The organism is Mesorhizobium sp. USDA 4132 (assembly GCF_056279545.1).
Genome location: NZ_JBWCCP010000001.1, coordinates 427,790 through 441,743 on the forward strand (window position 1 = coordinate 427,790; position 13,954 = coordinate 441,743).

The following is a 13,954-nucleotide window of genomic DNA, read 5'->3' on the forward strand; positions in this document are numbered from 1 at the left end:
CTTAGTCGCCGTCGGCAAACGAGAAGCCGGAGCTGAGCCCGATCGCGCCGCCATAACCGTCGTTCAGCTTGGTGATCACGTCCTTTCCGTCCGCGAGCAGCGTATCGAGCTTCTTGCGCTCGACGGCATTCTCGACCGCCTTTTCGAGATCCGGCGTGATCTTCGCCGAAAGCTCGATCATCGACGTCAGCTTCGCCTGCGTGGCGGCGACGATAGGCCGGTCCTTTTCCTTCAGCAGTTCCACCATCCCGGATTTTTCGAGCAGGGCCGAAAGACCTTCCAGGTTGCCCTTGACGGTCGCCCAGGTGTTTTCCGAGCGCCAGAACAGCGCCTGCTTGGGGAATTTCGCCTTTGCGGCGCCCTTGTAGAAGGTCTCGATCCGCTGGTCGCGCACGGCTTCGGCACCATGCACGAGAATGCCGAGCAGCGCCGTAATCGCCTCGCCGCCGGTGCGGAAATTGAGATTGTCAGGCCCCGGCTGTTCCCACGTCTTCTGAATGCCGTCGGGCGCGTCCCAGATATCGGAAAGCTCCTTGGCGACATTGGTGATATTGCCGGCGATGGCCGCGCCGTAGCGGCAGCGATAACTGTCCTTCGCGTTCAGAAGCTCGTCGGAGCCCGTGCCCGCAAGCACGTATTCCAGCGCCCCGAAACCCTGCATGGCGACGCTCTTGGTGCCAAGCGTAGCGGGATCGGTGGCGGTCTCGTCGACCTTGGAGAGGACCGATTGGACCTGCTTCAACCCGGTGCTCTTGCGGTCGGGATAAAAGAGGATGCGCTCGAAGCGGTTCTGCTCGATGACGGGACCGACACGTACCACCTCGATATGCGCCCAGCTGACCGCCGCATCGCGGAAGGCGCTTTTCGCGGCATCGTAGTTCGTCTTGGAGGGTGCCTCGCAGAGCGCCTTCATCGCCGTCGTCATCTTGCCCGCGGACTCGTGGAACGAGTCGTATCCGGGTCGGATGAACCCGTCCACCGCCGCCGTCATTACCTTGGTGACGTCAGCCATCGGCAGATCCACCAAGGGAGCGGGTTCACCTTCCTGCGCGAAGGCGATGGCGGGAAGCAGCGAGACGAGTCCGGCAAAGAATGTCTTGCGCATCAGAGAGACTCCAGGAATTTGAGGAGGGCGGCACGGTCTTGTCTTCCGAGCGCGGCGAAGGCATCGCGGGCCTTCTGCGCCTCGCCACCGTGCCAGAGGACGGCTTCGGTGAGGTTTCTCGCCCGGCCGTCATGCAGGAAGAAGGTGTGGGCGTTGACGGTTTCGGTCAGCCCTATGCCCCAGAGCGGCTGGGTGCGCCATTCGCTGCCGCTAGCAACGCCAACCGGCTGGCCGTCGGCAAGGTCTTGGCCCATGTCGTGCAGCAGGAAATCGGAATAGGGCCAGATCAGCTGGAAAACCTGCGCCTTGTTGCCGGCATCGCGGCTGGTCACGAACTTCGGCGTGTGGCAGGCGGTGCAGCCGGCCTGGTAGAACAGTTCCTTCCCCTTCAGAACCGTCTTGTCGCCGATATCGCGGCGGGCCGGCACCGCAAGGTTTTCGGAATAGAAGGTAACCAGCGGCAGGACCGGATCAGGCGCTTCGACCGGCCCGAGCCGCTGCTGCACGCCGGTCGGCATGGCGAGGCACGCAGCCTCGGCCTTGGTGCAGTCGCCGTGGTCGGACGGATTGTCGGGAGTGGAGATGCCGAGGTCGCCGGCAAAGGCTGACGAGCTCTGGTCACGGACCGAGGCATTCTGCGCCTTGAAGCCGAAGCGGCCGAGCTTCAGCTCGCCGGTCTTGTGGTCGCGCACCATGGCCGGCTTGCCGGAGATCCCGTCGCCGTCCTTGTCGTCCGGGTCGGCCAGGCCGAGAATGTCGGCATCGTGGATAGCCTGGATCAGGCCCATGCCGATCATCGGCGGCGCGATCCGCGGCGACAACGTCACGTCGCCTTCCATAGCACCGTAGCCGAGGTCGGCGACCGAATAGCTCGGCTTGCGCAGGTGGACGATCTCACCGTCGCCGAGCTTGACGGGGATTTCCTCGTAGGAAATCCGCATCCGGCCTTCTGAGGCGAGGCCGGACACGGCGAGGTCCTGCAACTGCTCGCCATAGATCGCGTCGGGAAAATTGAGCTTCCTGTAATCGGCAACAGCTCCGCGCTCATCGTCGGTGCGCGCCGGGCGGGCGAGCCGGAAGAACATCGAGGTCGCGTCGGCACCGCCTTCCGGCGGGTGGCCTCGGCCGTCCTTCAGATGGCAGCTCTGGCACGCGCGGGCGTTGAACAGCGGGCCCAGCCCGTCGGATGCCTGCGTCGAGGACGGCGCCGAGACCCAGAGTTTTGTGAACAGCGCATTGCCGAGCTTGAACGTCCCTTCTTCCTCGAAGGTGATGTTGGCGGAGAAATGCGAAAAGGCGTCGCCATTGACGTCGGCGCGGCTCGTCGCTGCCCCGCCCGACATGGTCTCGAATGGCTCGGGCTTGGAGAAATCGGTCGTCGGGCGGGTAACGCTCTCGACGCGTTTCTGGTCCTTCGGATTGAGATCCGTGCGGACGGTCGGGAAAAGTGCATCGCCACTGGTCGCGATCAGCGGCGTGAGAAGGAAAGCGCCCGAAAGCAACGGCAACAGGAAGATGAAAGACTTGGGCGTTCTCATGGGAAATCGGGCCGCAGGCTGAAGGTCAGCCGCGGCCCGCCTTTTCATTGCTTATTTGAAGACGGCGTTGGGATTATCGAGGCTGGCGGAACCTTCAAGCTCCACTTTGCCAAGCTTCAGCGACGCAATGACGCGCTCGACGCTCTTGCTCTGGTCGATCAGGCCGTCGATCGCCTTCTGGACGACCGCATTGCCCTCTTTATTGCCTTCGCCGATCATCTGGTCGTAGGCCTCGACCTTCTTCGCCCGGTCGGCCATGGCGTTCATGGCGGCGAGCGTCGCGTCGAGCTTGCCGAGCATCTCGGTGTCCAACGACTTGTCGGTCGCGGCAACCAGTTCGGAGAGCGAAGGCCCGGTCATCTTGGTGCCGTCGACGCGGGTATATTCGCCCGTATAGGCCGACTTGATGCCGACCGCGTCGTTGAGATGCGAGTTGTAGGTGTTGTCGGAGAAGCAATCGTGCTCCTCTTCCGGATCGTGCAGCAGCAGGCCGAGCTTCATGCGCTCGCCGGCAAGCTCGCCGTAGGAGAGCGAACCCATGCCCGTCAGGATGGCGGTCAGGCCCTTCTTGGAATTGGCCTCGACGTTCTTGGTCGCCTTGCCCTTCGGGCCCCAGGCGGTGACCATGTCCTTGAGGTCGGAGACCAGCAGGGCGGACGCGGCCTTCAGGTATTCGGCGCGTCGATCGCAATGGCCGTTGGTGCAATTGGCCTTGTCGTAGTCCGTATAGGGACGCTTGCCGGCGCCCGGTCCGGTGCCGTTCAGATCCTGGCCCCAGAGCAGGAATTCGATGACGTGGTAGCCGGTCGCGACGTTGGCCTCGATCTCGCCGGCCTCGTTCAGGCTGCGCAGCGTCTTGGCGTCGAACTTCGAAAGGTTGAGCGTCTTGCCGTTGACCTTGATCTTCGGGTTGGCAATGACATTGGCGGTGTAGAGCGCATTCTCGTCGCTCTCCGTGCCGTAGGAGGCATCGACATAGTCGATCAGGCCTTCATCGAGCGGCCAGGCATTCACCTTGCCTTCCCAATTGTCGACGATCGGGTTGCCGAAACGGTAGACTTCCGTCTGCTGGTAGGGAGCGCGGGCGGCGATCCAGGCGTCCTTGGCAGCCTTCAGCGTTTCGTCGCTCGGCTTGGCGATCAGCGCATTGACGGCCTTGTCGAGCGCTTGCGCTGTCGTCAGCGAATCTCCGTATTTCGCATGCGCCAGTTCGGCATAATGCTTGAGAACGGCTGCGGATGTGGTGGCGGCCTGCGCCTCTGTCACGACGAACGCCGCGGAGGCGGCGAAAAGCGCCAGGGCGGCGCCAAGAACGGTCTTGCGGATCATGTCCCTCTCCTTCACGGCCCGGATCTCTCCCCGGCCGTTAGAGGGTTCATCGCGCAATTGGAAACTGGTGTCAAACAATCTAGTTTAGAATAATTTGAAAGTAGAACTCGACTTTGTCTTCGCTTCCGCTGCATTCAAGCTCTGCGTTGCATGCGGCAGAAAAAGAATCCGTCGGTATCGGTACTTGCGGGCGTCAGCGTCACTGTCCGCGCATCTTTCGAGCGGGGCTGCGGGGCATCTTTTTCGAAGATGCTGTCCCAGTGCTCTGCTGCGGGGACGATCGAAAATTCCGGGTTTTCGACACAGAAGCGGGAAACCTGGGCGTCGTTCTCCTCCGGCAGGATCGAACAGGTGACATAGACGAGTGCACCACCCGGCTTCACGAAGACGGCAGCCTCGGAAAGCGCTTCCTGCTGCTGGGCGATGCGCTCGTCGAGGTTCTTCGGGGTCAGTCGCCATTTGGTGTCCGGACGGCGACGCCAGGTGCCGGTGCCGGTGCAGGGGGCATCGACCAGGACCGCATCGAGCTTGCCTTTCAGGCCATTGAGCTGGCGCGCGTCGTCGTGCACCTGAACGTTGCGGGTGCCGGCGCGGCGCAGCCGCTCGATGATCGGCGCCAGCCGTTTGCGGTCGGCGTCATAGGCGTGGATCTGGCCCTTGTTGTGCATCGCGGCCGCCATGGCGAGCGTCTTGCCACCGCCGCCGGCGCAATAATCGAGGACCTGATGATGTTCGCCGGGCTGCACGAGCTCGGCAACGATCTGCGAGCCTTCATCCTGAACTTCGAACCAGCCTTTCTGGAACGAAAGCTCGGCGGTGACGTTGGGCAGGCGGGACGCTCCCTCGCCAGCGGCAATCCGGATGCCGTTGCGGGCGATGCGCGAAGCCTTTGCGTTCGAGCGTTCAAGCGCCTTGACGACCTTTTCGCGGGATGCCTTCAGCGTGTTGGCACGCAGATCGAGGGTCGGACGGCCGGCCAACGCTTTGGCCTCAATCAGCCAGTTCTCGCCGAAATTGGCTTCGAAGGACGGCTGGATCCAGTCCGGAATGTCGCCCTGAACGTGCAGGGGCGCATCGTCGAGATTGCGGGAGGCAAGCGACGAAAGGTTCGCCTCGGTTAGAGCCGGCGGTGCAAAGCGGTCGTCCGTGAACTCGGCCTGGAGAGCGTCGGGCGTCAGGCCCCACTGCCGGATGAGAACCGCGTAGGCGAGGGCCGCCGGGCTTTCGTCGTCCATCAGCCAGGCATGCGAGAGCCGCATGCGCAGTGCGTCGTAGACGATATTACCGATCGCCGCCCGATCGCCGGAACCGGCGAAACGATGGGCGAGGCCCCAGTCCTTGAGCGCGTCGGCGACAGGGCGTTTGCGCGTTTCGATGTCGGCCAGCACCTCTATGGCCCCGGCAATTCGTCCGCCCAATCGCATGTCAGTCTCCGTCTCGGTTGCACCCGTATGGCACGGGTCGTAACCGCGATTGCGCGATAGGGCAAGAGGCCGACCTAAACGGTCTCTCTGAACAGCTTCAGCCGTCGATCGCTTTCAGGCCCTTGCCTGCGACCTTCTGATCGCCGGCATCGACGATCTGGTAACAGACCTGGGCGGTACCGGAACTGATCATGCCGATGTCCTTGGCCGCGGCCTTGGAAACATCGAGCACCCGGCCGCGGATGAATGGACCGCGGTCGTTGATGCGCACAACGACGCTTTTGCCGTTGCGCTTGTTCGTCACCATCACCTTGGTGCCAAAGGGCAGCGTCCGGTGGGCCGCTGTCATGAGAGAAGGGTTCATTCGTTCCCCGGATGCCGTCTTGGATCCGAGGGCATACCAGGATGCGTGACCGCACCCGGGCGCAGCATTGGCCTGCGCGGAGCCGAGAGTTGCAAAAGCAGCAATGGAGGCCGCGGCGAAAGTCGAGCGTCGAGTTGTTGTCAAGTCGGTCGTCCCCGTTCGTTTTGTCCCTGCACGTTGCGTGCAAAACGGCTAAGCGGGGCGAAAAGTGGCGAAAAAGTGAGGCTTTCGATCACGGAACATTACAGTCTGTAACATTTGTGATTAGATTGCCGCTGATCTTTTTAAGAAGCCAGCTAAGCTTCTGCGGAAGAAAACCTTTAAAAACAGTCAGAAAGCGGAATGTAGTTTCAGTGAGACTTGCAGGGAGTCCGTGATCACGAAAACCGCAGAAAAAAATTTGTCGCGATGCGTGATTTATTGCCTCATTTGGGCAAATTTTGTGACGCTCAGCCGTAAGTATTAAGAAATAATAACTAGATCAACCGATCAGGATGGAAATTTCAACCGTTTCATAATGGGAATTTTATCCTCGCCAGCGGCCCGAAGTCCACATTTCGGCGAGCGACATACGGTAATTGGGGAAGAGGAACTCGAACCCCGCGGCGCGGATTTTGGCATTGGAAACGCGCTTGTTGGCGCCATAGAAGGAACGCGCCATCGGCGTCATGTCAGCGGTCTCGAAATCCAGTTCCGGCGGCGGCTCGACACCCATCAGGCGCGCGGCTTCGACGATGACATCCTGCGGCGGACCGGGCTCGTCGTCGGTGACATTATATATGCCGCCCATATTGCCTCCGGCGAGAAAGAGCGCCGCGCCGCCGATGTCTTCGACGCGGATGCGGTTGAAGACTTGGTCTCTCTTTATAATGCGCCGCGCCGTGCTGCGCGCCAAGTTGACGAAAGCGTTGCGGCCGGGGCCGTAGATACCGGAGAGGCGCAGGCTGGCCACAGGTAGACCGGCGGCCCGCCCTTCGGTAGCCCAGGCATCTTCCGTATCGACCCGTTCGATCGACCGGCCCTGGATCGGGCTGCCCGGCGTCTCCTCGGTGACCCAGCCGCCGCCGTGATCGCCGTAGACGCCGACCGTCGAGAGATAGCCGATCCATTCGAGCTTCGGGCAAAGCGCACGCAGCCGTCCGGAGACGAGCTTCAGCAGTGGATCGCCCTCGGTGCCGGGCGGGATCGACTGCACCAGATGCGTCACCTCTTGAAGCTCCGCCAGCAGTTCGCCGCTGAACGGGCTGCCGTCGAACACGAAGGCCTTGATGTCACGGGCAGCGAGTTCCAGTGCCTTGTGGGCCGTCCTGACCGTGCCGGAGACCCGATGGCCTTCGGATTTGAAGGCCTCGGCGATTGCCTGGCCCGAATAGCCGCATCCGAAGATCATCACATTCATCAGGCCGCTCCCGCCAATCGCCATTCTTGCTGCACTTCCGGATCCTCTTCGGCGCTGCGCGCCTCGGCAAACCGCGCGAAGTCCACATCCGTCATCAAGCGCTTCAGGGCCCATATAGCCATGCCGCGCACCACGGGCGAGGGGTCGCCCGCAAGTTCGAGACATCGTGCGATGAGGCTGGCATCGCCGGAATTGCCCGTAGCGATCAGCACGTTGCGAATGAACCGGTCGCGGCCGATCCGCTTGACAGGCGAGCCGCTGAAAAAGGTCCGGAAGGTCGCATCGTCCAGGGTCAGCAGAAACGCGATCGATGGTTCCTTCAAGTCGTCGCGCGCCTGCAGTTTCATCTCCGAGGCGCTCGCCGCAAACTTGTTCCAGGGACAGGCGGCAAGACAGTCGTCGCAGCCATAGATGCGGTTGCCGATCAACGGCCGGAATTCCGGATCGATCGGACCTTTGTGTTCGATCGTCAGATAAGAGATGCAGCGGCGGGCGTCGAGCCGATAGGGAGCCGGAAACGCCGCCGTCGGGCAGGCGTCGAGGCATGCCCGGCAGGAACCGCAATGGTCGGCCTCGGGCGCGTCTATAATAAGGTCCGCCGTGGTGAACAGGCTGCCGAGGAAAAGCCAGGAACCATGGGTGCGGCTGACGAGATTGGTATGTTTGCCCTGCCAGCCGAGCCCGGCCGCCTCCGCCAGCGGTTTTTCCATCACCGGCGCCGTATCGACAAAGACTTTGACGTCCTCGCCGGCGCGCGCCGCAAAGCGCGTCGCTATCTCTTTCAGCCGGCCCTTGATGACGTCGTGATAATCGCGGTTGCGCGCATAGACGGAGATCGCGGCCTTGTCGGGCTTGTCGAGAATGCCGCGCGGGTCTTCGTCCGGCCCGTAATTCAGCCCGAACATCACGATCGAACGCACCTGATCCCACAACACTCTCGGATCGGCGCGGCGCAGCCTCGTCTCCGCCATCCAGTCCATGCTGCCGTGATGGCCGTCGGCCAGGAAAATCTCCAGCCTCTTCGGCGCCTGCGGAATGCTGTCCGGGCCTGTAATCCGGCAAAGATCGAAGCCTTGGGCCGCCGCTTCCTCGCGAATGAAGGCAGTCAGCTTCTCCCGCCGCCGGAGCGCCTTTTCTTCCTCGCGCGCGGGCGCGTCAGAAATCAAGGTCCGCATAATGGGATACCGGGGTGAGGCCGCGGATGCGTTCGGAAAGCATCGGCCGGAAGGAGGGTCGGGATTTCAGCCGCTGATACCAGTCCTTGGCGACCGGCGTCTCCGACCAGTCGATCTCGCCCAGATAGTCGAGGATTGAAATCGAGGCGGCGGCGGCGAGATCGGCATAACTCAGGCGGTCGCCCGCAAGCCAGGGCCGTGAGCCGGCAAGCCAGGAGAGATACTTCATATGCTGGCGGATATTGGCGCGGGACGTGCGTAACACTTTCGAATCCGGCGCGCCGCCGCCTTGAGCCGTCGTCATCTGCAGCTTGAAGACCCGCTCCCGGGTCAGCGGCCGGGTGACATCCTGCTCCATCTTCTGCAGGAACCATTCCGTCAGACGCCGGATTTCGGCGCGCTGCCACGGGTCTTCCGCCAGCAGCCGGCGGTCACGCTTCAGCACGCCATGGGTTTCGTCGAGGAATTCCAGGAGCACGGAAGGGCCACAAAGCACTCTCATGCTGTCGTCGACATAAACCGGGAGCGTGCCCGCAGGATTGAGCGTCAGGAATTCCCGCCGCTTTTCCCACGGTTGCTCCTCGACCAGGTCCGCCTGGAAGCCATATTCGGCGAGAATCAGCCGGACGAACCGCGAGGCCGAAGACATGGAATGATGATAGAGCGTGGGCATGGATACTTGAACTTCACGAATATCGTATACGAAGGATGGGGCACGTAGCGCGCCCGCGTGACATATGGCAGCTATATGGATTTGGTAGGTCCAACACAAGCAACGGCTCATAAACTGCTTAAAACTGTCCTTATCTGCTCAACAAAGGATTAAGAATGGCTGATCAGTCGATTATCAGCGCCCTCGTTCTCGGTGTGATCGAGGGTATTACCGAGTTTTTGCCGATCTCCAGCACCGGCCATCTCATCATCGCGGAACAATGGCTGGGTCACCGGTCTGATACGTTCAATATCGTCATCCAGGCCGGCGCCATCATCGCGGTAACCATCATCTACTGGCGTCGCCTGCTTAACCTGTTGCTCGGCTGGCGGGAGCCGGCAAATCGCGACTATGCCGCCAAGCTGATCGTTGCCTTCCTGATCACGGCGGCTCTCGGCCTGATCGTCAAGAAGCTCGGTTTCGCGCTTCCCGAGGACGCGGCACCGATTGCCTGGGCACTCATCATCGGCGGCATCTGGATGATCTTTGCGGAATGGGCCGCTGCACGCAGGCCGGCTTCCACGCAGATAACCTGGCTCGTCGCGATCCTGGTTGGCATTGCGCAGGTGGTTGCGGGCGTCTTTCCCGGCACGTCGCGTTCGGGTGCCACGATCTTCATCGCCATGCTGGCTGGTACCGGAAGCCGGGCCGCGGCCACCGAGTTTGCCTTTCTCGTCGGCATTCCGACCATGTATGCGGCCAGCGGCTACGAGCTGCTGAAGACGCTCAAGGACGGCAGCGCCGCTCATGAGGATTGGACCTCGCTCGGCGTGGCTTTCGTCGTGTCGACGATCGTCGCCTTCATCGCCGTGAAATGGCTGCTGACCTATATCCGCAGCAACCGCTTCACCATCTTCGCGATCTATAGAATCGTTCTCGGATTTTTGTTGCTCGGCCTGATCGCCCTGGGATCTGTCCCGCAACGCGGTGAACAGAGTGCCGTGGTCTCAAGCGCCGTCGCGCCGGCCGAGACTGCCCTGCGCCCTGCACTGCTAAAGTGAAGGGCGCTCAATTCTTCATGAAACAAAAAGGCTGCTAAGGAGCGGCCTTTCTGTTTTGTCGATGCTTAGTGATGAATGGATGCCGTGCTGCACGGATCGACACCGTATGCGGGCGTGCATTCGCTCTTGCCGGCTGCGCCCGTCGTCGGAGCCATGAACGAGCCCGCGAGGATGATCAGCGCTGCGCATGCAAAAAAGAGGGCGATGGGCTTGCCCATGGAGGAATGCCTTTCGATGGAAGATTTTATCGTCACGGTTGCGCCGCTTGTTTGGTGAGGGAGGATTTATGGGTTGGATTAGAAGAATTCAATAAAGGATTTTGCTGAACCGGCCGTTAACGCGACTGCTTCGGCCACTGCGACCTTTGTGCCACTATCCTTGCCCGAAACATGAGCGACAACAAAGGGGTGCCCGATTTTTCAGCGGGCACGACCGGAATGTCGAAGCGAAACAAATTGCTGGATATGGTTAATGATATCAGGCCGCGCGGCCAGAGCCTGTGTACTGGCCCTGCGGGCGATACTGCACAAGGTAAGATGGCAAGATAGAGGACGCGAGCGTCGGGCGGATGCCTATTCCCTGCAGTGTGCGGCCTTCCGTGGCGGCCGTATCGGAAACGACATTGTCGATCTTCAGGAGCTTCACTTGGTCACTGGTGATCGGCGGCTGGACGAAAGGGATCAACGACGCGATGCTGCCGATCAGCGATGCGATGCCGAAGGGCAGCGAGACGAGCGCATTGGTGCGATTGGTGACGCGCAGCATCGTTTCGAGACATTGGCGGAAGGTCATGACCTCGCCGCCGCCGAGTTCATAGATCTTGCCGGACGCGATCGTGCCGTCGACGGAGCGGGCGACGGTTTCGGCGACGTCCTCCACATAAACCGGCTGGAACTTCGTTTTGCCGCCGCCGATCAGCGGTAGCGCAGGGAAGGTGCGGGCCATCGAGGCGAACTTGTTGAAGAAGCTGTCTTCCGGGCCGAACATGATCGACGGCCGCAGGATCACGGCATCCGGCAGCGTTGAGAAGATAGTCGCTTCGGCGCGGCCCTTGCTGCGGGCGTACGACGATTGCGAATTGGCATCGGCGCCGATCGCGGAAATATGGGTAAGTCTGGCGCCGGCAGCACGTGCCGCATCGGCAACCGCGCGAGCGCCGAAATCCTGGACCGCATCGAACGTGTTGCGGCCGCTCTCGAACATGATGCCGACGCAGTTGACCACATGCGAAGCGCCTTCGGCGGCCTTCAGGACCGATTGGCGGTAGCGCAGGTTCGCCTGGACCAGCGAGATCTGCCCGACATAACCGGCGGGCAGCAGGAAACCGGCAAGATCCGGACGGCGAACGGCGACCCGGACGCGATAACCGCGTTTGGCAAGCGTACGCACCACATGCCTGCCGACGAAGCCCGATCCTCCGAAAACGGTGACGAGCGGCGGAAGGTTGTTGATGGTCATGGCGTGCTCCGGGAGCCTGTGGGACGAGATGAGTGCTGTTTAACCGAATCGCGGCACGGGTGGAAGTGTCTCCACTGCCGCACCGCTCGCGATAACCGGTTCCTAAAGGCCGTCGAGGACGACGATTTCGCCATCCGCCACTTCCTGGCGGATCTTGATGGCGATCGCATATTCGGGCGAATTGTAGCAGTCGATGGCAGCCTGCATCGACGGGAACTCGATGATGACGTTGCGGGCGCGGGATTTGCCTTCCATCGCTGCCATCGCGCCGCCGCGGGCAAGGAAATTGGCGCCGTATTTCTCGAAGGCGGGCGTGGCCGCTGCGATATAATCCTTGTAGCGTTCCGCGTCGCGAACATCGACGCGAGCGACCCAATATCCCTTGGCCATGGTATCTCCTCCAGCGTGTTTTCGGTTAGGACGACTTCCGGCAAATTCCCGGGCGAGTCAATATGGCGGGCGTTGCGTACATGTCCGGCGGCCACCGGGACTCATCCCGGATCGCGACCGGCAGGATATCTCTCCGGCAACGAAGGATTATCAGAGCACGCCCTGCATCTCGGCGAGGATGGCTTGCGCCGCCGCCTTCGGATCCGGCGCCTTGACGATCGGGCGGGCGACGACCAGATGGCTCGATCCGGCGCGCAATGCGTCGGCCGGCGTCATCACTCGCTTCTGGTCACCCGCTTCCGAACCCGCAGGGCGGATGCCGGGCGTGACGATCGCCAGATCAGGGCCGACAATCTTGCGAACCGCAGCCGACTCTTCGGCCGAGCAGACGATACCGCCCATGCCGGCAGCCAGCGCCTGTTCGGAGCGTCGCAGAACCAGCGTGTGCGGATCGTATTCGTAACCGGCATCGACGAGGTCCGTTTCGTCCATCGAGGTCAGGACGGTGACCGCGAGCAGGCAGAGGTCCGAACCCCTGGCCGCCTCGACCGCGGCGCGCATCGCCTTCGGATAGGCGTGCAGGGTGAGCATGGTCATGCCCATCTTGACGATGTTCTCGACGCCCTTCGCGACCGTGTTGTCGATGTCGAGCAGTTTCATGTCGAGGAAGACTTTTTTGCCATCCTCTGCCAGATCGCGTGCAAGTTCGAGACCGCCGGCAAATACGAGCTGATAGCCTATCTTGTAGAAGGAAACGGTGTCACCGAGCGTGGAGACCATCTTTTCGGCTTCGCTGATGGTCGGAATGTCGAGGCCTACGATGAGGCGATCATGAGCTGTCATGCCTGGAACCCTTCCCATTTTTCGATGGGCGTCCAGTCGCATGAGAGCGTCCGATCCGCAAGGGTGAAGCAGAAGAGATTTCCCCCGCCGCCCGGTTGGTCCCGGTCGCGAGCGATCGGCGAGCCGGTGAGGTGGCATTTCAACAGCGTACCAACGCCGCCATGACCGACGAAGGCGATCGGCGTGCTCGGGTCGTGATCCGCAAGAGTTCTGGTGACCGCCGAGAGGATGCGGCTCTGGGCGTCCACGGCGCGCTCCCAGCCTTTGAAGCTCTCTTCCGGATGGGCGAAAAACCAGTTGGCCGCATCCTCGAACTGCGGCGGCGGCAGAAAGCCTGTCGCCGAGCGATCGTTCTCATGGGTGTCCTCGGCGATCTCGATCGAAATGCCCGAGGCGAGGCTGAGGATTTCGGCAGTCTCGATCGCCTTCACCTCGTCGCTGGAGATGATCCGGCCGAGTTTCCTTGCCCATTCGGATTGGGCGGCCGCGCGAGCGCGGGCGGCGCCAACGTCGGAGAGCCCCCACCGAGGCACCGGCACGTTCGCATCGATGCGGACCTGCGGATGGGTGATGTAGAGGCCGAATGCCATGGTCAGCCGCGACTATAGGTCCAGAGCTGCGCCGGCGGAATATTGCGGACGACGAAATCGTAATGTTTGATCCGGTAGCGGTCGGGCTGGGCGATGATCGGCGAGACGGGGCCATAGGTGATCTGCATTACCGGCCGGCCAGCCGGGATGCGGTCGAGCAGGTCTTCGAGCAGCGCGATGCGGCGCTCCATCGGGAAGCTCAAAAGCGGGATTGCCGAAATGACGCTGTCGAATGTCGTGTCCTTCAAGGCGCCGAGAGTGCGGCTGAGATCGAAAGCGTCGCCATTGACGAACTTGACGCCCGGATAGGTGCGGACGAGATGCTGGAAGAAATCGGTCGAATATTCGATCGAGACCAGGTTTTCCGGCGAGATACCGTGCTTCAGGATCGCCTTGGTGATGATGCCGGTGCCGGGCCCGAGTTCGAGGACAGGCAGGCCGGAGGCCGTGTCGATGACGCTTGCCATGCGTTTGGCGGTGACGGAGGAGGTGGGGCAGATCGCGCCGACCCGTTTCGGGCCATCGATCCAGCCTTTGAAGAACCGGATCTCATCATCGAACTTGCGGCCAAGCCGCTCCTTCAAGCGCAGTTCCATTTTTTTATCCTCTCCCTTTTGCCCCATGTG

Annotated in this window: 14 protein-coding genes and 1 pseudogene; 1 reads left to right on the plus strand and 14 read right to left on the minus strand. The window is 61.8% G+C overall.

Annotated features, from left to right (window positions below; translation table 11 throughout):
- Position 1 precedes the first annotated feature (1 nt).
- The 8 genes from ACZ9IU_RS02180 to ACZ9IU_RS02215 form a co-directional block, all read right to left on the minus strand.
- Entirely contained in the window at positions 2-1,105 is a 1,104-nt protein-coding gene (locus tag ACZ9IU_RS02180) for an imelysin family protein (protein WP_038548493.1), read from the minus strand.
- Positions 1,105-2,643 (minus strand): di-heme oxidoreductase family protein, encoded by a 1,539-nt coding sequence (locus tag ACZ9IU_RS02185; protein ID WP_244447462.1) that lies wholly within the window; start codon positions 2,641-2,643, stop codon positions 1,105-1,107. The genes ACZ9IU_RS02180 and ACZ9IU_RS02185 overlap by 1 nt, the downstream gene beginning before the upstream one ends.
- A 51-nt stretch (positions 2,644-2,694) precedes the next feature.
- The gene (locus ACZ9IU_RS02190) at positions 2,695-3,972 is read right to left on the minus strand and encodes an imelysin family protein (RefSeq protein ID WP_038548499.1); all 1,278 of its coding nucleotides are present in this window, start codon (positions 3,970-3,972) and stop codon (positions 2,695-2,697) included.
- Between the two features lie 134 nt (positions 3,973-4,106).
- Positions 4,107-5,396 carry an RsmB/NOP family class I SAM-dependent RNA methyltransferase gene (locus ACZ9IU_RS02195; RefSeq protein ID WP_038548500.1) on the minus strand — a complete coding sequence of 430 codons (1,290 nt, stop codon included), beginning with the start codon at positions 5,394-5,396 and terminating at the stop codon, positions 4,107-4,109.
- Between the two features lie 97 nt (positions 5,397-5,493).
- Entirely contained in the window at positions 5,494-5,904 is a 411-nt protein-coding gene (locus ACZ9IU_RS02200) for a septal ring lytic transglycosylase RlpA family protein (protein WP_051900011.1), read from the minus strand.
- A 382-nt stretch (positions 5,905-6,286) separates the two neighbouring features.
- Positions 6,287-7,159 carry an SDR family oxidoreductase gene (locus ACZ9IU_RS02205; protein WP_038549981.1) on the minus strand — a complete coding sequence of 291 codons (873 nt, stop codon included), beginning with the start codon at positions 7,157-7,159 and terminating at the stop codon, positions 6,287-6,289.
- Positions 7,159-8,334: a tRNA epoxyqueuosine(34) reductase QueG gene (queG, locus tag ACZ9IU_RS02210; RefSeq protein ID WP_051900013.1), complete on the minus strand. Its 1,176-nt coding sequence runs from the start codon at positions 8,332-8,334 to the stop codon at positions 7,159-7,161. The genes ACZ9IU_RS02205 and queG overlap by 1 nt, the downstream gene beginning before the upstream one ends.
- Positions 8,315-9,007, minus strand: a complete 693-nt coding sequence (locus tag ACZ9IU_RS02215) for a glutathione S-transferase family protein (protein ID WP_007775165.1) — start codon at positions 9,005-9,007, stop codon at positions 8,315-8,317. Before ACZ9IU_RS02215 ends, queG begins: the two co-directional genes overlap by 20 nt.
- A 155-nt stretch (positions 9,008-9,162) precedes the next feature.
- On the opposite strand from ACZ9IU_RS02215, the pseudogene ACZ9IU_RS02220 reads away from it, so the two are divergent.
- A pseudogene (locus ACZ9IU_RS02220) lies at positions 9,163-9,963 on the plus strand (undecaprenyl-diphosphate phosphatase); the annotation flags it as partial.
- 149 nt (positions 9,964-10,112) lie between these two features.
- Here the strand turns inward: ACZ9IU_RS02220 and ACZ9IU_RS02225 are convergent.
- The 6 genes from ACZ9IU_RS02225 to pmtA form a co-directional block, all read right to left on the minus strand.
- The gene (locus ACZ9IU_RS02225) at positions 10,113-10,265 is read right to left on the minus strand and encodes a hypothetical protein (protein WP_007763306.1); all 153 of its coding nucleotides are present in this window, start codon (positions 10,263-10,265) and stop codon (positions 10,113-10,115) included.
- Positions 10,266-10,524: 259 nt separating this feature from the next.
- The gene (locus tag ACZ9IU_RS02230; protein ID WP_038548505.1) at positions 10,525-11,505 is read right to left on the minus strand and encodes a complex I NDUFA9 subunit family protein; all 981 of its coding nucleotides are present in this window, start codon (positions 11,503-11,505) and stop codon (positions 10,525-10,527) included.
- A gap of 102 nt (positions 11,506-11,607) precedes the next feature.
- Positions 11,608-11,895: a DUF1330 domain-containing protein gene (locus ACZ9IU_RS02235; RefSeq protein WP_038548507.1), complete on the minus strand. Its 288-nt coding sequence runs from the start codon at positions 11,893-11,895 to the stop codon at positions 11,608-11,610.
- Between the two features lie 150 nt (positions 11,896-12,045).
- Complete coding sequence (gene pyrF / locus ACZ9IU_RS02240) at positions 12,046-12,738, minus strand: orotidine-5'-phosphate decarboxylase (RefSeq protein WP_038548509.1); 693 nt, start codon at positions 12,736-12,738, stop codon at positions 12,046-12,048.
- A complete protein-coding gene (locus ACZ9IU_RS02245) occupies positions 12,735-13,328 on the minus strand; it encodes a histidine phosphatase family protein (protein WP_038548511.1) in 594 nt (197 codons plus the stop codon). The genes pyrF and ACZ9IU_RS02245 overlap by 4 nt, the downstream gene beginning before the upstream one ends.
- Before the next feature lie 2 nt (positions 13,329-13,330).
- A complete protein-coding gene (pmtA, locus tag ACZ9IU_RS02250; RefSeq protein WP_038548514.1) occupies positions 13,331-13,924 on the minus strand; it encodes a phospholipid N-methyltransferase PmtA in 594 nt (197 codons plus the stop codon).
- Between the last annotated feature and the right edge of the window lie 30 nt (positions 13,925-13,954).

Bases quoted from the DNA above. Each gene is read 5' to 3' on its own strand.
- ACZ9IU_RS02180 (WP_038548493.1), bottom strand. From the start codon at position 1,105: ATGCGCAAGACATTCTTTGCCGGACTCGTCTCGCTGCTTCCCGCCATC.
- ACZ9IU_RS02185 (WP_244447462.1), bottom strand. From the start codon at position 2,643: ATGAGAACGCCCAAGTCTTTCATCTTCCTGTTGCCGTTGCTTTCGGGC.
- ACZ9IU_RS02190 (WP_038548499.1), bottom strand. From the start codon at position 3,972: ATGATCCGCAAGACCGTTCTTGGCGCCGCCCTGGCGCTTTTCGCCGCC.
- ACZ9IU_RS02195 (WP_038548500.1), bottom strand. From the start codon at position 5,396: ATGCGATTGGGCGGACGAATTGCCGGGGCCATAGAGGTGCTGGCCGAC.
- ACZ9IU_RS02205 (WP_038549981.1), bottom strand. From the start codon at position 7,159: ATGAATGTGATGATCTTCGGATGCGGCTATTCGGGCCAGGCAATCGCC.
- queG (WP_051900013.1), bottom strand. From the start codon at position 8,334: ATGCGGACCTTGATTTCTGACGCGCCCGCGCGCGAGGAAGAAAAGGCG.
- ACZ9IU_RS02215 (WP_007775165.1), bottom strand. From the start codon at position 9,007: ATGCCCACGCTCTATCATCATTCCATGTCTTCGGCCTCGCGGTTCGTC.
- ACZ9IU_RS02225 (WP_007763306.1), bottom strand. From the start codon at position 10,265: ATGGGCAAGCCCATCGCCCTCTTTTTTGCATGCGCAGCGCTGATCATC.
- ACZ9IU_RS02230 (WP_038548505.1), bottom strand. From the start codon at position 11,505: ATGACCATCAACAACCTTCCGCCGCTCGTCACCGTTTTCGGAGGATCG.
- ACZ9IU_RS02235 (WP_038548507.1), bottom strand. From the start codon at position 11,895: ATGGCCAAGGGATATTGGGTCGCTCGCGTCGATGTTCGCGACGCGGAA.
- pyrF (WP_038548509.1), bottom strand. From the start codon at position 12,738: ATGACAGCTCATGATCGCCTCATCGTAGGCCTCGACATTCCGACCATC.
- ACZ9IU_RS02245 (WP_038548511.1), bottom strand. From the start codon at position 13,328: ATGGCATTCGGCCTCTACATCACCCATCCGCAGGTCCGCATCGATGCG.
- pmtA (WP_038548514.1), bottom strand. From the start codon at position 13,924: ATGGAACTGCGCTTGAAGGAGCGGCTTGGCCGCAAGTTCGATGATGAG.